Consider the following 23,173-nt stretch of genomic DNA (forward strand, 5'->3'; position numbering starts at 1 on the left):
TCAGGTCGTGCCGTGCAGGTAGGTGTCGAGTACGGCGTCCCAGTGCCCCTGGGCCTGGAGCAGGGTGTCGCAGATCTCGCGCACTGCGCCATGGCCACCCACGGCTTCGGTAACCCAGTCGGCATGCTGGCGGATATAGGCCGGCGCGCCAGGCACGCTGATGCCGACTCCGGCGCGTCGGATGGCGGCCACATCAGGCATGTCGTCGCCGCAGTAGGCGACCTGCTCGAGCTCCAGCCCCAGGCCGCGGCACAGCTCGCGCAGCACGCTGAGCTTCTTCTCGGCCCCCTGGAAGACATGCTTGACGCCCAGCGCGGCGGCACGCTGGCTGACCATCGGCGAATCGCGGCCGGTGATCAGCGCCACCACGATGCCGGCACGCTGCGCCAGCTTGATGCCATGGCCATCGTGAGTGTGGAAGGCCTTGATCTCGACGCCATCGGCCTGGAAGTAGAGGCGTCCATCGGTGAGTACGCCGTCCACGTCCAGGGCGAGCAGGCGGACGCGGCGCAGGCGGTCGATGAGTTGGCTGTCGAGCGGAGGGGAATCGAGGCTCATGGTGTCTCCAGCAGTCTGGGGCTTGGGGTGGGCGTAAAGGGCGTCAGATGACGCCGCTGGCGAGCAGATCATGCATGTGCAGGGCGCCGACCGGGCGGCCGTCGGCATCGACCACGGCCAGCGCCGAGATGCGGTTGTCCTCCATGATGCGTACCGCCTCGGCGGCCAGGGTGTCCGGGGCGATGCGCTTGCCGGGCCGGGTCATGACATCGTCGACGGTGAGGCCCGAGAGGTCACTGTGCTGGTCGAGGGTACGGCGTAGGTCGCCGTCGGTGTAGACCCCGGCCAGGTGTCCGTCGGCGTCGACCACGCAGGTGAAGCCCAGCCCCTGGCGGGTGATCTCCAGCAGGGCATCACGCAGCGGGCTGCCCAGGTCGACCCTGGGCAGTCGAACGCCTTCGTGCATCAGATCGGCGACCCGCAGCAGCAGGCGCTTGCCCAGGCTGCCGCCGGGGTGGGAGAGGGCGAAGTCCTCGGCGGTGAAGCCGCGTGACTCGAGCAGCGCCACGGCCAGGGCGTCGCCGAGCGCCAGGGCGGCGGTGGTGGACGAGGTGGGGGCCAGGTCCAGCGGACAGGCCTCGCGCTCGACGCCGGCATCCAGGTGGGCGTCGGCATGGCGGCCGAGGGTCGAGCCCGGTCGGCCGGTCATGCTGATCAGCGGCGTGCCCATGCGCTTGAGCAGGGGCAGCAGGGCGGTGACCTCGGCGGTCTCGCCGGAATGGGAGAGGGCCAGCACCACATCGCCGGGGGTGATCATGCCTAGGTCGCCGTGGCTGGCCTCGCCGGGATGCACGAAGAAGGCCGGTGTGCCGGTGCTGGCCAGGGTGGCGGCGATCTTGCCGGCAATATGGCCCGACTTGCCCATGCCGGTGACCACCACGCGTCCGCGGCAGGCCAGGATCAGCGCGCAGGCGTGGTCGAAGGCATCGTCGAGGCGTCCGGCCAGGGCGGCGATGGCCTGCTGTTCCAGTTCCAGGGTGCGGCGGGCACTCTCGCGCAGGAGGGATGTGCCGGCCGCCGGGGGAGCGTCATGGGTCATGGCGGTGATTGTTGCCCGTTGTGGGGTTTCACTCAAGGGTCAGCCGACGGCGGAGGGGCCGGCAATGCCGAGCCAGGCCAGATAGCCGGCATAGCTCATCACCAGCAGGCCCCCGGGCAGGCGCCCCAGGTGGCCGCGGCGGTTCCACAGCAGCAGCGCCCCCAGGGCCAGGGTCAGCAGCAGCATTACCGGGTAGTCGCGACCGGCCGCGGCGGGGTCCGTGGCGCCCGGGGCCAGCAGCGCCGGCACCGGAAGCACGGTCAGCATGTTGAAGAGGTTGGAGCCGATGACGTTGCCGATGGCCAGGTCGTGGTGGCGCTTGAGGGCGCTGGCCAGGCAGGCCGCCAGTTCCGGCAGGCTGGTGCCGATGGCCACCACGGTCAGCCCGATCGTAAGCTCGCTGACGCCGAGTCCTCGGGCCAGCTCGCTGGCGCCCCACACCAGGGCGCGCGAGCTGGCCACCATGATCACCAGCGTGGCCACCAGCCAGCCCAGGGCCTGGCCCATTGGCATGCCGGGGATCTCGCCGGCACTCTCGTCATCGGGGGTGTCGGCGCGGAACAGCCACCACAGGCTGAACACCAGCAGCACCAGCAGCAGCACGCCGTCGAAGCGCTCGAGGTGGCCGTTGGCCAGGGCGTAGCCGGCCAGGCCCGTGGCGCCAAGCAGCAGCGGCAGCTCGCGGCGCACGATGGAGAAGCGCACCGGGATCGGCACCACCAGCGCCGTCACGCCCAGCACCAGGGCAATGTTGGCGATGTTGGAGCCCAGCGCATTGCCGATGGCCAGGTCAGGCGCGCCATCGAGAGAGGCCATCACCGAGACCACGATCTCCGGTGCTGAGGTGCCCAGCGAGACGACGGTCATCCCCACCAACAGGGTGCTCATGCCAGCCCGCCAGGCGGTGGCGGCGGCGGCACCGACGAAGCGGTCGGCACTCCATAGCAGGCCGACGAAGCCGAGCATGACGATCAGCAGGGGGAGAAGCATGGCGAGATCCGGGACGGTGAGTGGCGGGCGCACATTGAACATGTCGGGCCCGGGCGGTGCAAGACGCGCGGGACGCTGGCGCCGCGGGGCATGGTTAGGATACGATGTTCGATAATATTTTCGAGGATGGTAAAACGATGACGGACTCGCCCTTCGTGGAAGTGGAGAGCCTGCACTTCTCGCGCGGCGAGATGGACATCTTCCGCGGCATCGATCTGGTCATCCCGCGCGGCCGGATCACGGCCATCATGGGCCCCAGTGGTACCGGCAAGACTACCTTGCTCAAGATGATCGGCGGTCAGCTGACCCCCGATGCGGGGCATGTTCGCATCGATGGCCAGGACGTCCATGCGCTGTCGCGCAAGGCGCTGTTCGTGCTGCGCCGACGCATGGGGATGCTGTTCCAGAGCGGGGCGCTGTTTTCCGATATTGATGTCTACGAGAACGTGGCCTTCCCGCTGCGGGTGCATACCGACCTGCCCGAGGCAATGATCCGTGACGTGGTGCTGATGAAGCTGCAGGCCGTCGGGCTGCGCGGGGCCCGGGGGCTGATGCCCTCGGAGCTTTCCGGCGGCATGGCCCGCCGGGTAGCGCTGGCACGCGCCATCGCCCTGGACCCGGAGCTGATCCTCTACGATGAGCCCTTCGCCGGCCAGGACCCCATCTCCCTAGGCGTGCTGGTGCAGCTGATCAAGCGCCTCAACGAGGCCCTGGGACTGACGGCGGTGATCGTATCCCACGACATCAAGGAGACCCTGAGCATCGCCGACTACGTCTACGTGATCGCCGATGGCCAGGTGATGGCCCATGGCACGCCGGCGAGCCTCGATGCGGACCTCGATCCCCGGGTCAGCCAGTTCATGCACGGCGAGCCCGACGGGCCGGTGCCCTTCCATTACCCGGCGATGGATTTCCATGCCGATATCCTGGGCAGCGGGGGACCGCGATGATCGACCGCATTCAACATCTGGGCCGGCAAGGCTGCGCTCTGCTGGAGTCGCTGGGTCGCGCCGGGATATTCCTCGGCCAGTCGGCGGTGGGGGTGCCGTCCCGCGAGGGCCTCCACCTCTGGGTGCGGCAGATGCACTTTGTCGGCGTGATGTCGCTGGCCATCGTGCTGGTCTCGGGGCTGTTCATCGGCATGGTGCTGGCCCTGCAGGGTTACACCATCCTGGTCGACTTCGGGGCCGAACAGGCGCTGGGGCAGATGGTAGCCCTCTCCCTGCTGCGCGAGCTGGGACCGGTGGTGGCGGCGCTGCTGTTTGCCGGCCGTGCCGGCTCGGCCCTGACCGCCGAGATCGGCCTGATGAAGGCCACCGAGCAGCTGACCAGCATGGAGATGATCGGCGTCGACCCGCTGCGGCGCGTGGTCGCGCCACGACTCTGGGCCGGCTTTGTGGCCCTGCCTTTGTTGACCATCGGTTTCAGCGCGGTGGGCGTCTGGGGCGGCCAGCTGGTCGGGGTCGAGTGGCTCGGCGTCTTCGAGGGCTCCTACTGGGGTAACATGCAGGCCAGCGTCGGGTTTGTCGATGATGTCGGCAACGGCCTGATCAAGAGCCTGGTGTTCGCCCTGGTGGTGACCTGGATCGCGGTGTTCCAGGGCTATGACCTGATCCCCACCTCGGAAGGTATCTCGCGAGCCACCACCCGCACGGTGGTCTATTCCTCTCTGGCGGTACTGGGCCTGGATTTCGTGCTCACCGCCCTGATGTTCGGAGAGCTTTCCTGATGTTCGGAGCAAACGGATGAAGCGCAGCAAGACGATGGAGCTCGGGGTCGGCCTGTTCATGCTGGCCGGCATCCTGGGCCTGGTGTTTTTGGGGTTGAGGGTCAGCGGCCTGAGCCTCGCCCTGCCCAGCGAGACCTTCCGGCTGGAAGCCAACTTCGCCAATATCGGCGGCCTCAAGCCGCGGGCGCGGGTGACGATGGCCGGTGTCACGGTGGGGCGGGTCGAGGCCATTGAGCTGGATACCGACTGGTACGATGCGCGAGTGGTGATGGAGCTCGATGGCCAGCTGGAAGGCCAGCTCCCGGAGGACAGCACTGCTGCCATCCTTACCGCGGGCCTGCTGGGGGAACAGTATATCGGGCTCTCGGTGGGCGGCGCGCCCGAGACCCTCGCCGATGGCGATACCCTGCGCGATACCCAGTCTGCCCTGGTGCTCGAGGAGCTGATCCAGCAGTTCGTGTCCAGCATGGCCAAGGAGTGAACGAGATGAAGAAGATGATGAACCTACGCGCGCTGTTCGCCGGGCTCGGCCTGCTGGTGCTGGCATTGCCGTTGCTGGCCGCGCAGCACGATCAGCGCCCTGAGCAGATGATCCGCGACAGTATCGACGAGCTGATGACGCGGATTGAGGGGCGCGAGGCCTATTTCGCCGACCACCTCGACGAGCTCGAGGCGATCGTCGACGACAGCCTCGAGGACGTGGCCGATTTTCGCTATATCGGCGCCAGCGTGATGGGGCGCTACTTCAGCAACGCCACGCCGCAGCAGCGGTCGCGCTTCGTCGAGACTTTCCGCAAGACGTTGATCGACACCTACGCCAAGGGTCTGGTCACCTTCGACTATCGCGAGATTCGGGTGCTCGACAACCAGCAGACCTCGCGCTACGAGGACCAGGCCAGCGTGGCCATGGAGGTGGTGGCCAACGACGGCAGCGTCTATCCGGTCAGCTATTCGCTGCGCCTGGACGACGGCCAGTGGAAGGTAGTCAACGTGATCGTCAACGGCATCAACCTGGGGCTCACCTTCCGCAACCAGTTCGACCAGGCGATGCGCGACCAAAATCGCGACTATGACGCGGTCATCGATGACTGGGCGCCCGAGCTTGCTGTCGAGGAACTGGAAGAGGGCGGCAGCGCATGAGCGTGCTGCTCGAGCATAACGGGGCCCGCCTCGAGGCCGGTGATGCCGTGCTGACGGTCACCGGCGAGGTGGGCTTCGAGGGGGCCTCGGCGATGGCTGAGGCCGGCAGCGCCTGGCTGGCCGAGCGGTCGGCCGGCAGCGAGGTGGCCTTCGACCTGAGCGGTGTTGGCCGGGTCAGCAGCGCGGCGCTCAGCGTGCTGCTGGAGTGGACCCGTCAGGCCCGTGATGCCGGCGTCGAGGTGTCCACCGTGCGCCTCTCGGTTCCCCTCGAGCGCCTGACCCGGGTCGCCGGGCTGGATACTTTGCTGCCGGTCGCCGCCTGAGCCGCACCTCCCTTCCCATCGCCAAGCGCGGTGCTTTTCTTTACCATGTGCTGCCATGAGATTTCCGCTGCCGGGGCCACGGCGTGGCCGTTGGCAGCGTGCCCCCGACGAATCGACGAACCACAGGAGTGCCGGTGCCATGCAACCGAGCGAAGTGAAGGCGCTGCTCGAGAGCCGACTCGACGGCTGCGAGTTCCATATCCAGGGCGAAGGCTGCAACTTCCAGGTGGTGGCCGTGGGCGAGGTCTTCGAGGGGCTCTCGCCGGTCAAGCGCCAGCAGATGATCTATGGCGCGCTCTCCGAGGAGATCGCCTCCGGCGCCCTGCATGCGGTGAGCATCAAGACCTATACCCCGCAGCAGTGGCAGGCCGCCACCGACAACCAGGGGGCCTGACGGTCGACCTTCCATGGACAAGCTGATCATTACCGGCAATGGCCCCGTCGACGGCGAGGTCTGGGCCAGCGGTGCCAAGAATGCCGCCCTGCCGATCCTCTGCGCGACCCTGCTGGCCGACGAGCCGGTGACCATCGGCAATCTGCCGCACCTGCAGGACATCACCACCACCTTGGAGCTGCTCGGCCACATGGGCGTCGAGGCGGTAATGGGCGACAGGATGTGCATTCAGCTTGACGGCGCCCAGGTCGCCGACTGTCACGCGCCCTACGAGCTGGTCAAGAAGATGCGCGCCTCGATCCTGGTGCTCGGTCCGCTGTTGGCCCACTTCGGCCATGCGGACGTCTCGCTGCCCGGCGGCTGTGCCATCGGCTCGCGCCCGGTGGACCTGCACATCCGCGGCCTCGAGGCCATGGGGGCCGAGATCAGCGTCGAGGCCGGCTACATCCGGGCACGGGTCGATGGCCGACTGCACGGCGCTACCATCTTCTTCGATACCGTCACCGTGACCGGCACCGAGAACCTGCTGATGGCGGCGACCCTGGCGGACGGCACCACGGTGCTGGAGAACGCCGCCCGGGAGCCCGAGGTGGTCGACCTGGCCGAGTGCCTGAACAAGATGGGCGCGAAGATTCGCGGCCACGGCACCGACACCATCGTCATCGAGGGCGTCGAGCGGCTGCACGGCGCCTACCATGACGTCATGCCCGACCGCATCGAGACCGGCACCTTCCTGGTGGCGGCCGCGCTCTCCCGGGGGCGGGTGCGGGTGCGCAACACCCGCGCCGACATCCTCGATGCGGTGCTGGCCAAGCTCGAGGAGGCGGGAGCCACCATCACCACCGGCGAGGGCTGGATCGCGCTCGACATGCAGGGCCGGCGGCCGAAGGCGGTCAACGTGCGCACCGCGCCCTATCCGGCCTTTCCTACCGACATGCAGGCTCAATTCGTGGCGATGAACGCGGTGGCCGAGGGCACCGCCCGGGTGGTGGAGACCATCTTCGAGAACCGTTTCATGCACGTGCAGGAGCTCAACCGCATGGGGGCCGACATCGCCCTGGAAGGCAACACCGCGGTGATCACCGGGGTCGAGACCCTCTCCGGAGCACCGGTGATGGCCACCGATCTGCGCGCTTCCGCCTCGCTGGTGATCGCGGCGATGATGGCCGAGGGCGAGACCCTGGTCGACCGGATCTACCATATCGACCGCGGCTACGAATGCATCGAGGAAAAACTGCAGCTGCTGGGCGCGCGCATCAGGCGCATCCCCGGCTGAGCCGACCTACAGGCGAGACCATGAGCAAGCAACTGATTCTGGCCCTCTCCAAGGGCCGCATTCTCGACGAGACCCTGCCGCTGCTGGCCGATGCCGGCATCGCCCCGGTCGAGGACCTGGGCAAGAGCCGCAAGCTGCTGTTTGATACCAACCTGCCGGATGTCAAGCTGGTGGTGATCCGGGCCACGGACGTGCCGACCTATGTGCAGCTCGGGGCAGCGGATCTTGGCGTGGCCGGCAAGGACGTGCTGCTCGAGCACGGCGTCGAGGGCCTCTACGAGCCCCTCGACCTGGAGATCGCCCGCTGCCGGCTGATGACCGCCGGCGTCACCGGGGCCGAGCCGGCGCGGGCCCGCCGGCGGGTGGCCACCAAGTTCGTCAACGTGGCGCGCCGCTGGTATGCCGAGCAGGGGATCCAGGCCGAGGTGATCAAGCTCTACGGTGCCATGGAACTGGCTCCGCTGATGAACCTGGCCGACGAGATCGTCGACATCGTCGATACCGGCAATACCCTTAGGGCCAACGGCATGGAGCCGCGCGAGCTGATCGCCCCGGTCAGCACGCGGCTGGTGGTTAACAAGGCGGCGATGACCATGAAGCACGAACGCCTGAAACCGCTCATCGCCCGCCTGCGCGAGGCGGTGGCGGCGCGTCGCGATAGCCTTGCCGTGTCGGCTCCATAGCCACGCCTGTCTTGCCCGCGGCCCGACGCCGCGGCAGTCTCACAGACAACGAGCCCCGTTTCGAGAGGAAGCCACTGCCATGAGCCAATCCCCCACCGATGGCGTCGAGATCGCCCGGCTGTCGACCTCGCAGGCCGACTTCGATCGCCGCCTGGCCGACCTGCTGGCCTGGGAGGGGGTCTCCGATGCCGCGGTCCAGCAGCGCGTCGACGAGATCCTCGCCGCTGTCAAGGCCCGGGGCGATGCGGCCCTGGTCGAGTACTCGAATCGCTTTGACCGACTCGCCGTCTCTTCCATGGCCGAGCTGACCCTGAGCGAGGGCCGGCTACGCCAGGCCTTCGAAGGCCTGCCGGCCGACCAGCGCGAGGCCCTGACGAGCGCCGCCGAGCGCATCCGCGCCTACCACGAGCGCCAGAAGCCGGCCTCCTGGCACTACACCGAGGCCGACGGCACCGTGCTGGGCCAGCAGGTCACGCCCCTGGATCGCGCGGGCATCTACGTGCCGGGCGGCAAGGCGGCCTACCCCTCCTCGGTGCTGATGAACGCCATTCCTGCTCATGTGGCCGGGGTGCGCGAGATCGTCATGGTGGTGCCGACCCCCGATGGCATCCTCAACGAGCTGGTGCTGGCCGCCGCTTATCTCGCCGGCGTCGACCATGTCTTCACCATCGGCGGCGCCCAGGCGGTGGCGGCCCTGGCCTTCGGCACCGAGACGGTGCCGCGGGTGGACAAGGTCGTCGGCCCGGGCAACATCTACGTGGCGACCGCCAAGCGGGCGGTGTTCGGCCAGGTGGGCATCGACATGATCGCCGGCCCCTCGGAGATCCTGGTGGTCTCGGACGGCGGTACCGACCCGGACTGGCTGGCCATGGATCTCTTCTCCCAGGCCGAGCACGACGAGGATGCTCAGGCGGTGCTGGTGAGCTGGGACCTCGAGCACCTGCAGGCGGTGGAGGCGTCGATCGAGCGGCTGCTGCCGACCCTGGAGCGCGCCCCCATCGTGCGCGAGTCGCTGGCCCGCCGCGGTGCGTTGATCCACTGCCAGGGGCGTGACGAGGCGCTGGCGCTGATCAACCGCATCGCCCCGGAGCACCTGGAGCTCTCTGTGGCCAATCCCGAGGGCTGGCTGCCGGAGGTGCGCCATGCCGGGGCCATATTCATGGGGCGCTATACCGCCGAGGCGCTGGGCGACTACTGCGCCGGCCCTAACCACGTGCTGCCCACCTCGGGGACGGCGCGCTTCTCCTCGCCGCTGGGGGTCTACGACTTCCAGAAGCGCTCCTCGATCATCCACTGCTCGGCACAGGGTGCCGGGGAACTCGGCAAGGTCGCCTCCACGCTGGCCAGGGGCGAGTCGCTCACCGCCCATGCCCGTTCGGCCGAGTATCGCCTCAAGGCGTGACGCCCCGGTGAGCGGGGGAGGCGCATGATTGCCCCCATGACAGCAGAGGGCCCCGCCGACTGGCGGGGCCCTCGCGTCGTTGGGGGGCGTCACTCCCCGTCGGGGCGGCGCGGCTCCGGGGTCGGGCGCTCGCCGAGCTCGATGGTCACCTCGCGGCGCTCGCCGCCACGCACCACCGTGAGTGGCAGGCGGGTGCCGGGCGCCATCGCGGCGAGGTCACTCATGGTGCGCCGGGGATCGAGCACCGGCTGGCCGTCGACCTCCAGCAGCACGTCGCCGGGCTGCAGGCCCGCGCGGTCGGCGGGGCCGTCCGGCACCACGCCGGCGATGATCACCCCGGCCGGCGTCTGCAGGCCGAAGGAGGCGGCCAGCTCCTGGTTGAGCTCCTGGGCCTCGATGCCCATCCAGCCGCGGATGACGCGCCCGCGGGTGACCAGCTCCTCGAGGATGTTGCGGGCCAGGTTGGCGGGGATCGCGAAGCCGATGCCCTGGGAACCGCCGGAGCGCGAGAAGATGGCGGTATTGATGCCGACCAGGGCGCCCTCGGCGTTGACCAGCGCGCCCCCCGAGTTGCCGGGGTTGATGGCGGCATCGGTCTGGATGAAGTCCTCGTAGGCATTGAGCCCCAGGTGGCTGCGCCCGGTGGCGCTGATGATGCCCATGGTCACCGTCTGGCCGACGCCGAAGGGGTTGCCGATGGCCAGCGAGACGTCGCCCACGGCGACCTCGGTGGTGTCGGTCAGCTCCATTACCGGCAGCGACTCCAGGTCGATGCGCAGCACGGCGAGGTCGCTCTCGGGGTCGGTGCCGATCACTTCGGCCAGGGTCTCGCGACCGTCGCGCAGGGCGACCTGGATCTGGTCGGCGCCGCGGATCACGTGGTGGTTGGTCAGCACGTAGCCATCGTCACTGACGATGACCCCGGAACCGAGGCTGGAGAGCATGCGCTGGCGGCTGGGCAGCTCGTCACCGAAGAACTGGCGGAAGAAGGGGTCCGACATGAGGGGGTGCTCCTCCCGCTCGACCACCCGGGTGGAGTAGATGTTGACGACCGCCGGCGCGGCACGCTCCACCGCCTGCGCATAGCTGGTACGCCCCTGCTGGCGAGTGAGGGGCTCGGCCTGGCGCACCTCCGGGGCCTCGCGGGACTGGGTCTCGCGGGGCTGGGTCTCGTCTTCGGACTGTACCAGCCCCGGCGTGGCGGGGGCTGTCGGCGGCGGGGCCGGTCGGCCGATCAGCTGCGGGAAGGCATTGAGCAACACGATGGCCGCCAGCACACCGATGAGGACGGGCCAGAGGTAGGGGAGCAGGGTGCGTCGCATGCAGCGGGGGTCCTTGTCGACGGTGCTGGATCGCGGGCTATCCTCCCGCTGTTACACTGGGCGGATTGTAACATTGCCAACCCGACAGCGCCCGGAGGCTGCATGACGAATCGAGACGACCTGGTCGCCGCCTGCGACCGACTGCTGGAGCCCGAACGCTTCAAGGACTACACCGTGAACGGCCTGCAGGTGGCCGGCACCGAGCGAGTCACGCGGGTCATGACCGGGGTGACCGCCTGCCAGGCCCTGCTCGATGAAGCTGCGGCCTGGCAGGCCGACCTCGTGCTGGTGCATCACGGCTACTTCTGGAAGAACGAGCCGGTCACCATTACCGGCATCAAGCGTCGGCGCCTGGCGACGCTGCTGGCCGACGACATCAACCTCTTGGCCTATCACCTGCCACTGGATGCCCACCCCGAGCTCGGCAACAACGCTGAACTTGGCCGCCGGCTAGGCTTCACCGTGACGGGCTGCGCCGACGGCGAGCTTGGCCAGGGGCTGGTGTGGCTGGGTGAGCCGCGGCCGGGTCTCGACGCCGCCGGCCTGGCCCGCGACGTCGGGGCGTGCCTGGACCGCGAGCCGCTGCTGATCGAGGCGCCGGGGGACGGCGAGATTCGCCGTGTCGCCTGGTGCACCGGCGGGGCCCAGGACATGATCGCCGTCGCCCGGGAGGCCGGGGCCGATGCCTTCATCTCCGGCGAGATCTCCGAACGCACCACCCATCTGGCCCGCGAGATGGGCATCCACTACCTGGCGGCGGGCCACCATGCGACCGAGCGTTACGGGGTTCAGGCCCTGGGCGAGTGGCTCGCGGCCGAGTTCGGTCTCGAGCATCGCTTCGTCGACATCGATAACCCCGCCTGAGCAGAACGCGCACCCCAGAGCAGTCGAGTCGAGGATGAGCATCCGGCGAGAGGGCAGGCTCAGTAGCGCGGCGGCTGGGGGGCGGCGGCCTCGTCGCCGCTCTTGAGGCCGAAGTCCTCGGAGAGGGTGCCGCGGTTGCCGTCGGCGTAATCCCGGGGCACGGCGGGCTCCGTCGTGGTCGTGGCGGTGTCGGGGGAGACGGCGTCCATGGCCTGGCGGCGCAGCGAGCGGGCGCCAAGGCGGTCTCTGGCCTCTTCGGCTTCCTGCTCGAGGCCCTGGCTCTCGCGGTGCAGGCTCTCGGCGAGCCGAGCGATACGTTCGATGCTGTCGCCCATGCCGTCCTTGAATTCCGCCAGTTCGCGCTCGCGCTCGGCGAGACGCTGGCGCAGGCGCTGGGTGTTGCCGGCGCTGGCATTGAGCAGGTGGTAGCCCAGTGCGCCGATGCCGATGCCGGCCAGCAGGCAGGCGATGGCCAGCACCCAGTTGATGTTGGTCTCGTCCACGTTGTGCGTTCTCCCTGGAGCGTTGGACGACATGCCGCGCGAGGCGCGGGTATCGTCATCTGGCCGGACTCGATCCGGGCGCCCATTATAGGGGCGACGCGGTACGCCGGGTCAACGCGGTGGCCGGCGATGCCAAGTGAGGTCGGGAAGCGTATAATGCCCCGCGAACGTCCCGAGTACCGGCCCTCAGGAATCCCCATGAGCGAGACGCACCCCCCCACGGCTTCCCGCAATGCGCGGCGCCCCGAGACGCCGATGACCCGTTACCAAGCGGACCTCGAGCGCCACGGTTTCCAGCCTGACGCCGCCCAGGCGCAGGCGGTGAAGCACCTGCAACGTCTCTATGACGAGCTGGTGGCCACCCCGCCCTCCCGGGTGGTGCCGCCGAAGCGCGGTGGCGGGCTCAAGTCACGTATGGCAGGCCTGTTCGGCCGGCGCGATCGCGAGGAGCCATCCGCGCCGGCGCTGCCCGCGATCCATGGGCTCTACTGCTGGGGTGGGGTGGGGCGTGGCAAGACCTACCTCATGGATGCCTTCTTCGAGACGCTGCCCTTTCCCGAAAAGATGCGCACCCACTTCCACCGCTTCATGCAGCGGGTGCACAACGAGCTCGAGCACTACAAGGGCGAGCGCAACCCGCTGACGCTGATCGCCGCCAAGTTCGCGGCCGAGGCCCGGGTCATCTGCTTCGACGAGTTCTTCGTCAAGGACATCACCGATGCCATGATCCTGGCCAACCTGCTCGAGTCGCTCTTCGCGCACGGCGTGGTGCTGGTGGCGACCTCGAACATCGTCCCCGGGGAGCTCTACAAGGATGGCCTGCAGCGCGCCCGCTTCCTGCCGGCCATCGACCTGCTCGAGCGTCACTGCGAGGTGGTCAACGTGGATTCGGGGATCGACTACCGCCTGCGCGCCCTGGAGCGCGCCGAGATCTTCCATGCCCCGCTGGACGACGAGGCCGAGGCCGAACTGGCCCGCAGTTTCCGCGAGATCGCCGGCCACGAGGGCGAGGCGGGGGCGCCGATCGAGATCAATCGTCGTGTGCTGCATGCCCGCCGGCTGCATGACGACGTGGTGTGGTTCGAGTTCAGCGAGCTCTGCGATGGCCCCCGTAGTCAGAACGACTACATCGAGCTGGCCCGCGAGTTCCACAGCGTGCTGGTCTCCAACGTCACGCGCATGGGGGCCTCCCAGGACGACCAAGCCAGGCGCTTTATCAACATGGTCGACGAGTTCTACGACCGGGGCGTCAAGCTGCTGATGTCCGCCGAGGTGCAAGCCGAGCAGCTCTACCGCGACGGTCGCCTGGAGTTCGAGTTCCAGCGCACCCTCTCGCGGCTCCAGGAGATGCAGTCCCACGACTACCTGGCACTGCCGCACAAGCCTTGACCCGGCCCGGCTTCTCCGGGGGTCTTAAGCCGTAAGCTTGAAGCTGGAAGAAAAACCTTGAGCCAAATGCCATCGGTAGCATGCTGGCTTCGAGCTTGCGTGCGGCATTGCCTTGACGATGACGGCTCGTGTAGAATGCGCGCTCGATCGACTGTTGCCTCGCCCTTAGGGAGCAGGCAACCAAGAAAAATAGGGACGGTTCCATGCCGGACGCCCGGCGGCAGAACCCAATACATCAAATGGTGATTCATCCATGAAGACGTTCACTGCCAAACCGCAGTCCGTCCAGCGCGACTGGTTCGTCGTCGATGCTACGGACAAGACGCTCGGCCGTCTGGCCACCGAGATCGCTCGTCGCCTGCGCGGGAAGCACAAGCCGGAATACACCCCGCATGTTGATGGCGGCGACTACATCGTCGTGATCAATGCCGAGAAGGTCCAGGTCACCGGCAACAAGGCCCGCGCCAAGACCTACTACCGCCATACCGGCTACCCGGGTGGCCTGCGCTCCATGAATTTCGAGAAGATGATCGCCCACGCACCGGAGCGTGTCATCGAGTCGGCCGTCAAGGGCATGTTGCCGAAGGGTCCCCTGGGTCGTGCCATGTATACCAAGCTGAAGGTCTACGCCGGCACCGAGCATCCGCACGCTGCCCAGCAGCCGCAAGCACTGAACATCTGAGGGAATCTTCGCCATGACACAGCAGTATTACGGTACCGGGCGCCGCAAGACCTCTACCGCCCGCGTTTTCATGAAGCCGGGCACCGGCAAGATCACCGTCAACAGCCATGAGCTGGACCAGTATTTCGGCCGCGTCACTGGTCGCATGGTGGTTCGCCAGCCGCTCGAGCTGACCGAGACCCTCGGTCAGTTCGACGTCTACGTCACCGTCAAGGGTGGTGGTGGTTCGTCCCAGGCGGGTGCCATCCGTCACGGCATCACCCGTGCCCTGTTGGACTACAATGAGGACTTCCGCGGCCAGCTGCGCGAAGCGGGCTATGTCACCCGTGACGCCCGTCAGGTCGAGCGCAAGAAGATCGGCCTGCGCAAGGCGCGTCGTCGCCCGCAGTTCTCCAAGCGCTGATACGCCTCGTATCGCCGCACGAAAACGCCCAGGTCCAGCGACCTGGGCGTTTTTTGTTCTGGATCAAGAATTTGTCGTCAGGTTTCCCGCTTGCTAAGGGAACCTTTCCTTGTGCGGGGCGACACGATTTTTTACCATACACTGCATTTGGTATCCGTGGTCGCGGGGGATTCACTGCTCGTGATGGAACAACGGGTAAGCTGATGGGAGAAACCTGAAAATGGCAGATAACGGCGTAAACAAGGGTCGGCGCCGTTTCCTCGTAGGTGCCACCACCGTCGTGGGTGCGGTGGGTGCCGTCGGGGTTGCGGTCCCCTTTGTGGCTTCCTGGCAGCCGAGTGCCAGGGCAAAAGCGGCGGGTGCCCCCGTCCAGGCCGACGTGTCGAAGCTCGAACCCGGGCAGCGCATGACCGTCGAGTGGCGGGGCAAGCCGGTATGGATCCTCAATCGCTCTCCGGAGATGATCGAGCGTACCAAGTCTATCGAGGCCGACCGGCTGGTTGACCCACAGTCCGAAGTGCCCCAGCAGCCCGCCTACATCGAGGGTCTGCTGCGCTCCATCAAGCCGGAAATCGGCGTGATCGTCGGCATCTGCACTCACCTGGGCTGCTCACCGCTGTTCAAGCCCGAGCCGGATGCCGAAGGGGTCGGCGTGGATGACTGGCCGGGTGGCTTCTTCTGCCCCTGTCACGGTTCGCGCTTCGATCTGGCCGGTCGGGTGTTCCGCAACGTGCCGGCACCAGCCAACCTCGAAGTGCCGCCTTACCGTTTCGACAGCGATGTGCTGATCACTGTCGGCGAAGATGAGGAGACTGCCTGATGGCTAACCCCAACAAGGTCAAGGCGGAGCGCGGCTTGATGCGCTGGGTCGATGACCGCTTCCCGGCCACCCAGATGTGGCAGGACCACATGGCACAGTATTACGCGCCGAAGAACTTCAACTTCTGGTATTTCTTCGGTTCGCTGGCGCTACTGGCGCTGGTCAACCAGATCCTCACCGGTGTCTGGCTGACCATGAGCTACAATCCCACCGCCGAGGGCGCCTTCGCCTCGGTCGAGTACATCATGCGTGACGTGGAGTTCGGCTGGCTGATCCGCTACATGCACTCCACCGGCGCGACGGCCTTCTTCGTGGTGGTCTACCTGCACATGTTCCGCGGGCTGCTCTACGGCTCCTACAAGGCGCCCCGCGAGCTGGTGTGGATCTTTGGCATGGCCATCTACCTGGCGCTGATGGCCGAGGCCTTCATGGGCTACCTGCTGCCCTGGGGGCAGATGTCCTACTGGGGCGCCCAGGTCATCATCTCGCTGTTCTCGGCGATTCCGGCCATCGGGCCCGACCTGACCCAGTGGATCCGTGGTGACTTCCTGATATCGGGTATCACCCTCAACCGCTTCTTCGCCCTGCACGTGGTGGCGCTGCCGATCGTCATTCTGGCGCTGGTGGTGCTGCACATCATCGCCCTGCACGAGGTCGGGTCCAACAATCCCGACGGCATCGATATCAAGAAGAAGAAGGACGAGGCCGGCAAGCCGCTGGACGGCATTCCCTTCCATCCGTATTACACGGTGAAGGACCTCGTCGGCGTGGCGGTGTTCCTGTTCGTCTTCTGCGTGGTGATCTTCTACTTCCCCGAGGGCGGCGGCTATTTACTCGAGAGCCCCAACTTCGAACCGGCCAACCCGCTGAAGACCCCTAATCACATCGCGCCGGTATGGTACTTCACGCCCTTCTACGCGATCCTGCGTGCGATCACCTTCTCGCTGTTCGGCCTCGAGGCCAAGTTCCTCGGTGTCATCGCGATGGGTGGGGCGATTGCCATCCTGTTCGTGCTGCCTTGGCTCGATCGCAGCCCGGTGCGCTCCATACGCTACAAGGGCTGGATGTCCAAGGTCATGCTGGCGCTGTTCGCGATCAGCTTCGTGGTCCTGGGTGTGCTCGGGGTACTGCCGGTCACCGAGGGGCGCACGCAGCTGTCCCAGTTATGTACCGTCATCTACTTCGCCTTCTTCCTGCTGATGCCGTTCTACACCCGGCTGGAGAAGACCAAACCCGTTCCGGAAAGGGTGACTGGCTAATGAAAAAGCAACTGTTCGCACTGCTCTTCGCGCTGGTGCCGATGGTCGGGTTCGCTGCCGGAGGCGGTGGCGTCCATCTGGAGGAGATGACCCCGGACCTTGAGGACAAGGCCTCCCTGCAGAACGGCATGAAGCTCTTCGTCAACTACTGCATGGGCTGCCACTCCCTGAAGCACCAGCGCTTCGCGCGTGCCGCCGAGGACCTGGATATTCCCCAGGACCTGGTCGAAGGTAACCTGATCTTCTCCTCGGACCTGGCCTTCAATGACCAGATGCATATCGCTATGAACAGTGGCGATGCCGAGGCCTGGTTCGGTGCCCCGCCGCCCGATCTGACCCTCGAATCGCGCTTGCGCGGCACCGACTGGATCTACTCCTACCTGCAGAGTTTTTACAAGGACCCCGGCACCAGCACTGGCGTCAACAACAAGGTCTTCCCGCTGGTGGCCATGCCCAACGTGCTGGAGCCGCTGCAGGGTGTGCAGGAGAAGGTCTGCGCCGCGACGGACAAGCCGGTCGAGGGGGCCGAGCTCGATCCCCTGACCGGCAAGTACCAGTCCTGCGAAACCCTGCAGATCACCCAGCCCGGCGAACTGGAGCCTGCGGAATTCGAGGAGGCGGTCTACGACCTGACCAACTTCCTCGCCTACGTGGGCGAGCCGTCCAAGCTGCAGGCGCAGTCGCTGGGGCCGAAGGTGCTGATCTTCATCTTCATCTTCGGGGTTATCTCCTACTTGCTCAAGCGCGAGTACTGGCGCGACGTTCACTGATCCGTCAGTGACGGTCGTCCACGGGGGCGCATGGTCGAGGGCCATGCGCCCCTCGTGGTCTCTGCCCGATACCGGGCAGCACGATGGCCCTCAAGGCGGGGCTGGTCGTGTTATCATCTCGGCACGAACTGATGCGAGGATTGTTACATGGGTGTAGTGGCCAAGCGGTCGTCGATGATCTTCTATTCTGGAGGGGGTGACCATTACAGTCATCGTGTGCGAATCGTGCTCGCCGAGAAGGGTGTGGCCGTCGATATCGTCGAGGTGACCGACGAGCAGCACCCCGAGGAACTCGCCGACCTCAACCCCTACAACAGCGTGCCCACGCTGCTCGATCGCGACCTGGTGCTCTACGAGTCCAAGGTGATGATGGAGTACCTCGACGAGCGTTTCCCGCATCCGCCGTTGCTACCCGTCTATCCCGTGGCGCGTGCCAAGAGCCGCCTGTGGATGCACCGCATCGAGCGTGAATGGTGTCCGCTGGTCGAGCAGATCCAGCGCGGCGCGAAGAAGGACGCCGAGAAGGCCCGCAAGGAGCTGCGCGAGAGCCTGGTCGGTATCTCGCCGATCTTCGAGGACATGCCCTATTTCATGAGTGAGGAGTTCACCCTGGTGGACTGTTGCCTGGCCCCGATCCTCTGGCGCCTGCCGGTGCTGGGTATCGAGCTGCCCGAGAAACAGGTCAAGCCGCTGATGAGCTACATGGAGCGTGTGTTCGGCCGCGATGGCTTCAAGGCAGCCCTCAGCGAAAGCGAACGCGAGATGCGCCCCTGAACTTCGACCCGGTGTAGACCGGGTCCCCGGCCCAGGAGGGCCAAACGATGCAATCGAGCCGTCCCTATATTGCCAGGGCCCTTTACCAGTGGCTGCTGGACAACGACCTGACTCCCTACATCGTCGTCGATGCCGAGCAGGCGGGGGTCGAGGTCCCCCGCCAGTTCGTGCAGAACGGCCAGATCGTGCTGAACCTGGCACCCACCGCCGTGCGTGACTTTGCCATGGAGAACGCAGCGGTGAGCTTCTCGGCGCGTTTCGGCGGCCGTCCCATGCAGGTGATGGTGCCCATCGAGGCGCTGATCGCGATCTACGCCCGAGAGAGCGGCGTGGGCATGGTGTTCGGTCATGAGCCGGTGATTCCGGTCGAGGCCGCCGAGGCGGAGGAGAAGGAGCCCCGGCTCAATGAGGTGGAGAGTGCCGATGACGCTCCATCGGAAGAGGATCAAGGCGACGAGGCGCCGCCGCGCAAGGGGCGTCCCTCGCTGCGGGTCATCAAGTGATCCGCTAGTGATCGGGTTGCCGCTCTCCCCGGAGGCGGGTCATCAACGCGAAACGGCAGGCCAGTGGCCTGCCGTTTCGCGTTCCGGAGGGTGCTCAGTCCAGGTAGTCGAAGACCTTGACGATGCGCTGCATGCCGCCGACGTTGGAGACGGCCTGGATGATGCGCTCTGCCTCGTTGCGAGTGACGATACCCATCAGGTAGACGCTGTTGTTCTCGACGATCACCCGGATGCGCCCCGAGTCGATCTCCTGGTTGGCCGCCAGGCTGGTACGGATGCGGGTGCTCAGCCAGGTGTCGGCGAGGCGCTGGCTGGCCGGCAGGTTGGCGGCGATGGAGAGCTCGTTGTGCACCTCGCGCACGTTGCGCACCTTATCGGCGACCTGCTCGGCCTTCGCCTTGAGTTCATCGCTGGGCACCTGGCCGGTGAGCAGCACCACGCCGTTGAAGCTGTCGACATTGATGCGGGCATCGCCCAGCCGGGCATCGGTGCGGCCGAGGTTGTGGCCAATCTTGGTCTCGATGCTCTCGTCCTCGACCTGGGTGCCGAAGGTGCGCTCGCCGTAGTTCTCGTCGATGGTTCCGGGGGTGGTGACGCCGGTCACGGTGGTGCAGCCGGCGAGGCCGAGGCCGAGGGTGAGCAGCAGGGGGGTAAGAAGGGACTTCCTGGTCATGGGGGTCACTCGCTTGTACCGAAGAGTTGTTCGTCGATCAGGTCGCACAGGCAGTGGATCGCCAGCAGGTGGACCTCCTGGATGCGTGCCGTGGACGTCGCCGGCACCCGAATCTCGCAGTCGTCCTGGCCCAGCAGCGAGGCCATGTCGCCGCCGTCCCGGCCGGTCAGAGCCACCACCGTCATGTCGCGGTCGTGGGCGGCCTGGATGGCCTGAATGACATTGGCGGAATTGCCGCTGGTGGAGATCGCCAGCAGGATGTCGCCGGGCTGACCCAAGGCACGGATCTGCTTGGAGAAGACCTCGTTGTAGCTGTAGTCATTGGCGATCGAGGTCAGGGTCGAGGTGTCGGTGGTCAAGGCCAGGGCCGGCAGGCTGGGGCGCTCCCGCTCGAAGCGGTTGAGCAGCTCCGACGAGAAATGCTGGCTGTCCCCGGCGCTGCCGCCGTTGCCGCAGGCCAGGATCTTGCCCTCGCTGACCAGGCACTGCACCATCATCTGGCTGGCCACCTCGATGAAGGGCGGCAGCACCTCACTGGCGTAGGTCTTGGTGTCGATGCTGGCATTGAAGTGGCCGAGAATGCGCTGCTGGAAATCCATGCGGGGTTCCTGGTCCTTATTCGCAGAGGGGTTTGACCGGTCAGGACGCTTCGAAGGCATCCGCCACCCATTCGATCTCTAGGTTGGGGGGCGTGCCAGTCACGGCCAGCACATCGAAGCGGCAGGGACATGATAGCCCGTTGCGCTGGAGATAAAAACGCGCCGCCCGGATCAGACGGCGCTGTTTGGTGGCGGTGACGGTTTCCAGCGGGTGCCCGTGGCGGCGGTCGGCGCGGTGGCGGACCTCGACGAACACCAGCACCTCGCCGTCGCGCATCACCAGGTCGATCTCGCCGCCCTTGGCATGCTGGTTGCTGGCCTTCAGGGAGAGCCCGCGTGCCATCAGCCAGCGCGCGGCGAGCTGCTCGATGGCGCCGCCGCGGGCGCGAGCGTCACGGGGCCCGGTCATCGCCGAACACCCCCGGGGTCAGCATGGGCTGGGGCACGCCGTTGACGAAGCGGGCCCAGGGCAGGCGGCGCTGGATGCGGCCATCCTCGCCGGCGCTCAGGGTGCCGGTGGCGCCGAACAGTTCAATGCCACCGATGGCTTGCAGTTGTGGCAGGCGAGTGGCCAGCTCGTAGGCATCCACGCCCATGGCCATCAGCCGGAACAGGGCGGGGTCGGACTCCTCGCGCAGCCGGCGATAGCTTTCGAGGAAGGGCAGGGCCTCGACGCCGCCCACGGCCGCATCGGGAATCTGCCAGGGGATATCGGCGAACAGCACGTCGTCCAGGTCGTGATCCAGGCGGGGCTGCAGGCGGCCCTCGAAGAGGTGGGAGGTGGCATAGATCGGCAGGTCGCCGCTGTCGTAGTAGTCCAGCGTCGGCGGTACCTGGCGGGCATAGTCCGGCAGGGCCAGCAGGAACAGCATGTCCGGCCGGGGGTTGGTCACGGCCCGGCGGGCGCTCTCGGTGGCCGGGGCCTCGGGGTTGTAGCGTACCGCGTTGGCGATCTCGCCCCCGCGGTCACGCCAGGCGCTCCAGAAGGCCTCGCCAACGCGGCGTCCCCAGTCGTTGTCCGGGACCAGCAACGAGGCCAGGCGGTGGCCGTCGACCCAGGCACGAGAGGCGGCCTGGCGGGCCTCGTCCTCGGCAGACAGGCCGTACTGGAAGAGCCCCAGGGCCTGGTTGTGCTCGCCGCGGCCGTAGTTGAGCGCCAGGGTCGGCAGGGGGACCCGATCGCGCCTCTCCAGCTCGCTGACGGCATCCTTGTCCAGCGGGCCGATCACCACCTGGGCACCACGCTCGCTGGCCTCCCGGTAGAGCGCCTCCAGATCGCCGTGACTGCTGTCGAGGAAGGTCAGGCGGGCGCCACTGTCGACGCCCTCGAGGTGGTGGGTGCGGATCCCCTCGCGGATCGCCTCGGCAATGCCGGCGAGCGGCCCGGACTCGGGGAGGAAGATCGCGATATGGCTGACCTGCTGGCCGCGCAGCTCACCCAGGGCGGTGATCTCGCCGGGCAGGCGTCGCGCCGCCGGGTGGCCGCGATGGCGCTCGCGCCAGTCCTCCAGGCGCGCGAAGAGCCGCTGGATGTCGCCGCCACTGGAGCGCACCAGCTCGGCCAGGGCCGCCCATCCCCGGGTCAGGTCGCCGCCCTCCTCGCGCAGGCTGGCCAGTGAGCCGCCGTCCAGTCGCGAGAGCTGGTCCCAGATCGGGTCGTTGAGGTCCTCGCGCTGGGTCTCGGCCTGGACGCGAATCAGGGCCTGGGCGGCGGCGCGGGGCTCGTCGACCTTGGCCAGTGCCATCCCTAAGCGTTCACGCAGGGTCAGGGAGGCCTCGCGAGGCAGGTCGACCTCGTCGAGCAGCTGCCCGGCCTGGATCACCGCCCAGGGGTCCCCCTCGGCCTCGCCCAGCTCCGAGAGCAGCAGCGCCCAGCGGGTCCGTGCCTGGCGCTCCAGCCGACTGTCGTCGATCTCCTTGGCGACCTCCAGTGCCTGGGTGCGGCTTCCCTGGCGTGCTAGGATGTCGGCCGCCTCCAGGCGCGACAGGGCGGCCTGGCCGGGCGCCTGCTGCTCGGCCTGCTGCAGCAGGCGCTGTGGATCACCGTTGGCCTGTCGCTCGATGATGCCCGGCTGGAAGCTGCAGCCCGCAAGCAGCAGTGCGGTGAGTGCGGCGGCCAGCGGGCCGCGAAACGAGATCTTCATGAATCCTTCCTTGTCCCCATGTCCGAGAGCACCCCAGGGAGCCGAGATGTCCGATACGCCTGCCGGTTCATTGTACGTCGTCGCCACGCCCATTGGGAATCTGGACGATCTGAGCCCTCGGGCCGCCCGGGTGTTGGGGGAGGTGGCGGTGATCGCCGCCGAGGATACCCGCCACAGTGGCCGCCTGCTGCGCCACCTGGGCCTGTCGCGGCCGATGCTCTCGCTGCATGAACACAACGAGGCCGCGCGGGTCGACGCCCTGGATGCCCGCCTCGTCGCCGGGGAGGATATCGCCCTGGTCAGTGACGCCGGCACGCCGCTGATCAGCGATCCCGGCTTCGTGCTGGTGCGCGAGCTGCGTGCCCGCGGGCGTCGCATCGTGCCGGTCCCGGGGCCCTGTGCCTTGGTGGCGGCCCTGTCGGCGGCGGGGCTGCCCACCGACCGCTTCCTTTTCCAGGGCTTCTTGCCGGCGAAGGGGGGCGGTCGCCGGGGGCGGCTGGAGGCGCTGGCGACCCGCGAGGAGACCCTGGTGTTCTACGAGTCTCCCCACCGCATCCGTGACACCCTGGCGGACCTGACTGCCACCCTCGGAGCACGCCGGGTGGTGCTGGCCCGTGAGCTGACCAAGGCCTTCGAGACCTTCCTGGACGGCAGCGCCGCTGAGCTGCTTGAGCGCATGGACGGGGATCCGGACCAGGCGCGTGGCGAGTTCGTGGTGATAGTGGCCGGGGCTCCTCCTCGCGGCGACGTAAATGCCTCGACGGTGGAGGCCGATGCACTGCTTTCGGCCCTGCTCGAGGAGGGGGTGGGGGTCAAGCAGGCGGCCGCCGTGGCGGCGCGGATGCTGGGCGGTGCCAAGAAGGTCTGGTATGGCCGGCTGCAGGCGCTCAAGGACGGGCATTGAGGCAGGGGGAGGGCACTGGTATCCTTGCCC

The 23,173-nt window shown here is 67.3% G+C and carries 28 protein-coding genes; 19 read left to right on the forward strand and 9 right to left on the reverse strand.

All coding sequences use genetic code 11. The features are described 5' to 3' along the window. The 3 genes from OP498_RS02810 to OP498_RS02820 are packed head-to-tail and all read right to left on the reverse strand — an operon-like array spanning nucleotide 1 to nucleotide 2,587. Nucleotides 1-558: an HAD hydrolase family protein gene (locus OP498_RS02810; protein WP_280552394.1), complete on the reverse strand. Its 558-nt coding sequence runs from the start codon at nucleotides 556-558 to the stop codon at nucleotides 1-3. 43 nt (nucleotides 559-601) lie between these two features. Continuing rightward, nucleotides 602-1,597, reverse strand: a complete 996-nt coding sequence (locus tag OP498_RS02815; RefSeq protein WP_280552396.1) for a KpsF/GutQ family sugar-phosphate isomerase — start codon at nucleotides 1,595-1,597, stop codon at nucleotides 602-604. Between the two features lie 39 nt (nucleotides 1,598-1,636). Continuing rightward, entirely contained in the window at nucleotides 1,637-2,587 is a 951-nt protein-coding gene (locus OP498_RS02820) for a calcium/sodium antiporter (protein ID WP_280552399.1), read from the reverse strand. Between the two features lie 137 nt (nucleotides 2,588-2,724). Here OP498_RS02820 and OP498_RS02825 point away from each other — a divergent pair, with 137 nt between their 5' ends. The 9 genes from OP498_RS02825 (at nucleotide 2,725) to hisD (ending at nucleotide 9,534) form a co-directional block, all read left to right on the forward strand. Further along, nucleotides 2,725-3,537, forward strand: coding sequence for an ATP-binding cassette domain-containing protein (locus OP498_RS02825; protein ID WP_280546674.1), 813 nt, complete (start codon nucleotides 2,725-2,727; stop codon nucleotides 3,535-3,537). Next, nucleotides 3,534-4,316 carry a lipid asymmetry maintenance ABC transporter permease subunit MlaE gene (gene mlaE, locus OP498_RS02830; protein ID WP_280546675.1) on the forward strand — a complete coding sequence of 261 codons (783 nt, stop codon included), beginning with the start codon at nucleotides 3,534-3,536 and terminating at the stop codon, nucleotides 4,314-4,316. Before OP498_RS02825 ends, mlaE begins: the two co-directional genes overlap by 4 nt. A 16-nt stretch (nucleotides 4,317-4,332) precedes the next feature. Then, entirely contained in the window at nucleotides 4,333-4,797 is a 465-nt protein-coding gene (gene mlaD, locus OP498_RS02835) for an outer membrane lipid asymmetry maintenance protein MlaD (RefSeq protein ID WP_280546676.1), read from the forward strand. Between the two features lie 5 nt (nucleotides 4,798-4,802). Beyond that, the gene (locus OP498_RS02840) at nucleotides 4,803-5,456 is read left to right on the forward strand and encodes an ABC transporter substrate-binding protein (RefSeq protein ID WP_280546677.1); all 654 of its coding nucleotides are present in this window, start codon (nucleotides 4,803-4,805) and stop codon (nucleotides 5,454-5,456) included. Further along, nucleotides 5,453-5,779, forward strand: a complete 327-nt coding sequence (locus OP498_RS02845; protein WP_280546679.1) for an STAS domain-containing protein — start codon at nucleotides 5,453-5,455, stop codon at nucleotides 5,777-5,779. Before OP498_RS02840 ends, OP498_RS02845 begins: the two co-directional genes overlap by 4 nt. Nucleotides 5,780-5,918: 139 nt before the next feature. Next, nucleotides 5,919-6,173 carry a BolA family protein gene (locus tag OP498_RS02850; protein WP_133635911.1) on the forward strand — a complete coding sequence of 85 codons (255 nt, stop codon included), beginning with the start codon at nucleotides 5,919-5,921 and terminating at the stop codon, nucleotides 6,171-6,173. A gap of 13 nt (nucleotides 6,174-6,186) precedes the next feature. Next, entirely contained in the window at nucleotides 6,187-7,449 is a 1,263-nt protein-coding gene (murA, locus tag OP498_RS02855; RefSeq protein WP_280546682.1) for a UDP-N-acetylglucosamine 1-carboxyvinyltransferase, read from the forward strand. A 20-nt stretch (nucleotides 7,450-7,469) separates the two neighbouring features. Further along, nucleotides 7,470-8,132: an ATP phosphoribosyltransferase gene (hisG, locus tag OP498_RS02860; RefSeq protein ID WP_280546683.1), complete on the forward strand. Its 663-nt coding sequence runs from the start codon at nucleotides 7,470-7,472 to the stop codon at nucleotides 8,130-8,132. 79 nt (nucleotides 8,133-8,211) lie between these two features. Further along, nucleotides 8,212-9,534: a histidinol dehydrogenase gene (gene hisD, locus OP498_RS02865; protein ID WP_280546685.1), complete on the forward strand. Its 1,323-nt coding sequence runs from the start codon at nucleotides 8,212-8,214 to the stop codon at nucleotides 9,532-9,534. 89 nt (nucleotides 9,535-9,623) lie between these two features. On the opposite strand, the gene OP498_RS02870 is transcribed toward hisD, so the two are convergent. Beyond that, the gene (locus OP498_RS02870; RefSeq protein WP_280552402.1) at nucleotides 9,624-10,856 is read right to left on the reverse strand and encodes a Do family serine endopeptidase; all 1,233 of its coding nucleotides are present in this window, start codon (nucleotides 10,854-10,856) and stop codon (nucleotides 9,624-9,626) included. Between the two features lie 102 nt (nucleotides 10,857-10,958). On the opposite strand from OP498_RS02870, the gene OP498_RS02875 reads away from it, so the two are divergent. Continuing rightward, entirely contained in the window at nucleotides 10,959-11,720 is a 762-nt protein-coding gene (locus OP498_RS02875) for a Nif3-like dinuclear metal center hexameric protein (RefSeq protein ID WP_280552404.1), read from the forward strand. 59 nt (nucleotides 11,721-11,779) lie between these two features. Here the strand turns inward: OP498_RS02875 and OP498_RS02880 are convergent, their stop codons facing one another. Then, the gene (locus tag OP498_RS02880; RefSeq protein WP_280552406.1) at nucleotides 11,780-12,223 is read right to left on the reverse strand and encodes a DUF1043 family protein; all 444 of its coding nucleotides are present in this window, start codon (nucleotides 12,221-12,223) and stop codon (nucleotides 11,780-11,782) included. A gap of 198 nt (nucleotides 12,224-12,421) precedes the next feature. On the opposite strand from OP498_RS02880, the gene zapE reads away from it, so the two are divergent. The 8 genes from zapE (at nucleotide 12,422) to OP498_RS02920 (ending at nucleotide 18,823) form a co-directional block, all read left to right on the forward strand. Then, nucleotides 12,422-13,612 carry a cell division protein ZapE gene (gene zapE, locus OP498_RS02885; RefSeq protein ID WP_280552408.1) on the forward strand — a complete coding sequence of 397 codons (1,191 nt, stop codon included), beginning with the start codon at nucleotides 12,422-12,424 and terminating at the stop codon, nucleotides 13,610-13,612. A gap of 253 nt (nucleotides 13,613-13,865) precedes the next feature. After that, a complete protein-coding gene (gene rplM, locus OP498_RS02890; protein ID WP_280546691.1) occupies nucleotides 13,866-14,294 on the forward strand; it encodes a 50S ribosomal protein L13 in 429 nt (142 codons plus the stop codon). 13 nt (nucleotides 14,295-14,307) lie between these two features. Then, nucleotides 14,308-14,697 carry a 30S ribosomal protein S9 gene (rpsI, locus tag OP498_RS02895; RefSeq protein WP_280546692.1) on the forward strand — a complete coding sequence of 130 codons (390 nt, stop codon included), beginning with the start codon at nucleotides 14,308-14,310 and terminating at the stop codon, nucleotides 14,695-14,697. 220 nt (nucleotides 14,698-14,917) lie between these two features. Continuing rightward, the gene (gene petA, locus OP498_RS02900; RefSeq protein ID WP_280546693.1) at nucleotides 14,918-15,517 is read left to right on the forward strand and encodes a ubiquinol-cytochrome c reductase iron-sulfur subunit; all 600 of its coding nucleotides are present in this window, start codon (nucleotides 14,918-14,920) and stop codon (nucleotides 15,515-15,517) included. Then, the gene (locus OP498_RS02905; RefSeq protein ID WP_280552410.1) at nucleotides 15,517-16,776 is read left to right on the forward strand and encodes a cytochrome bc complex cytochrome b subunit; all 1,260 of its coding nucleotides are present in this window, start codon (nucleotides 15,517-15,519) and stop codon (nucleotides 16,774-16,776) included. Before petA ends, OP498_RS02905 begins: the two co-directional genes overlap by 1 nt. Beyond that, on the forward strand, nucleotides 16,776-17,546 hold the full coding sequence (locus OP498_RS02910; protein ID WP_280552412.1) for a cytochrome c1: 771 nt from the start codon (nucleotides 16,776-16,778) through the stop codon (nucleotides 17,544-17,546). Before OP498_RS02905 ends, OP498_RS02910 begins: the two co-directional genes overlap by 1 nt. Nucleotides 17,547-17,693: 147 nt before the next feature. Next, complete coding sequence (gene sspA, locus OP498_RS02915; RefSeq protein ID WP_280546696.1) at nucleotides 17,694-18,320, forward strand: stringent starvation protein SspA; 627 nt, start codon at nucleotides 17,694-17,696, stop codon at nucleotides 18,318-18,320. A 47-nt stretch (nucleotides 18,321-18,367) separates the two neighbouring features. Further along, entirely contained in the window at nucleotides 18,368-18,823 is a 456-nt protein-coding gene (locus OP498_RS02920; protein ID WP_280546697.1) for a ClpXP protease specificity-enhancing factor, read from the forward strand. Between the two features lie 94 nt (nucleotides 18,824-18,917). Here the strand turns inward: OP498_RS02920 and OP498_RS02925 are convergent, their stop codons facing one another. Genes OP498_RS02925 through OP498_RS02940 form a run of 4 tightly spaced genes read right to left on the reverse strand, consistent with a single transcriptional unit; the run spans nucleotide 18,918 to nucleotide 22,239 of the window. Next, nucleotides 18,918-19,496 (reverse strand): BON domain-containing protein, encoded by a 579-nt coding sequence (locus OP498_RS02925; RefSeq protein ID WP_280552414.1) that lies wholly within the window; start codon nucleotides 19,494-19,496, stop codon nucleotides 18,918-18,920. A gap of 5 nt (nucleotides 19,497-19,501) precedes the next feature. Further along, the gene (locus tag OP498_RS02930; RefSeq protein ID WP_280546699.1) at nucleotides 19,502-20,095 is read right to left on the reverse strand and encodes a phosphoheptose isomerase; all 594 of its coding nucleotides are present in this window, start codon (nucleotides 20,093-20,095) and stop codon (nucleotides 19,502-19,504) included. A gap of 40 nt (nucleotides 20,096-20,135) precedes the next feature. Then, on the reverse strand, nucleotides 20,136-20,504 hold the full coding sequence (locus tag OP498_RS02935) for a YraN family protein (protein WP_280552417.1): 369 nt from the start codon (nucleotides 20,502-20,504) through the stop codon (nucleotides 20,136-20,138). Next, nucleotides 20,488-22,239 (reverse strand): penicillin-binding protein activator, encoded by a 1,752-nt coding sequence (locus OP498_RS02940; RefSeq protein ID WP_280552419.1) that lies wholly within the window; start codon nucleotides 22,237-22,239, stop codon nucleotides 20,488-20,490. Before OP498_RS02940 ends, OP498_RS02935 begins: the two co-directional genes overlap by 17 nt. Nucleotides 22,240-22,285: 46 nt before the next feature. Between OP498_RS02940 and rsmI the strand changes: the two genes are divergently transcribed. After that, nucleotides 22,286-23,143 (forward strand): 16S rRNA (cytidine(1402)-2'-O)-methyltransferase, encoded by an 858-nt coding sequence (gene rsmI / locus OP498_RS02945; protein WP_280552420.1) that lies wholly within the window; start codon nucleotides 22,286-22,288, stop codon nucleotides 23,141-23,143. Nucleotides 23,144-23,173: the final 30 nt, after the last annotated feature.

Source organism: Halomonas sp. 25-S5, assembly GCF_029889845.1.
Classification (GTDB): Bacteria; Pseudomonadota; Gammaproteobacteria; order Pseudomonadales; family Halomonadaceae; genus Halomonas.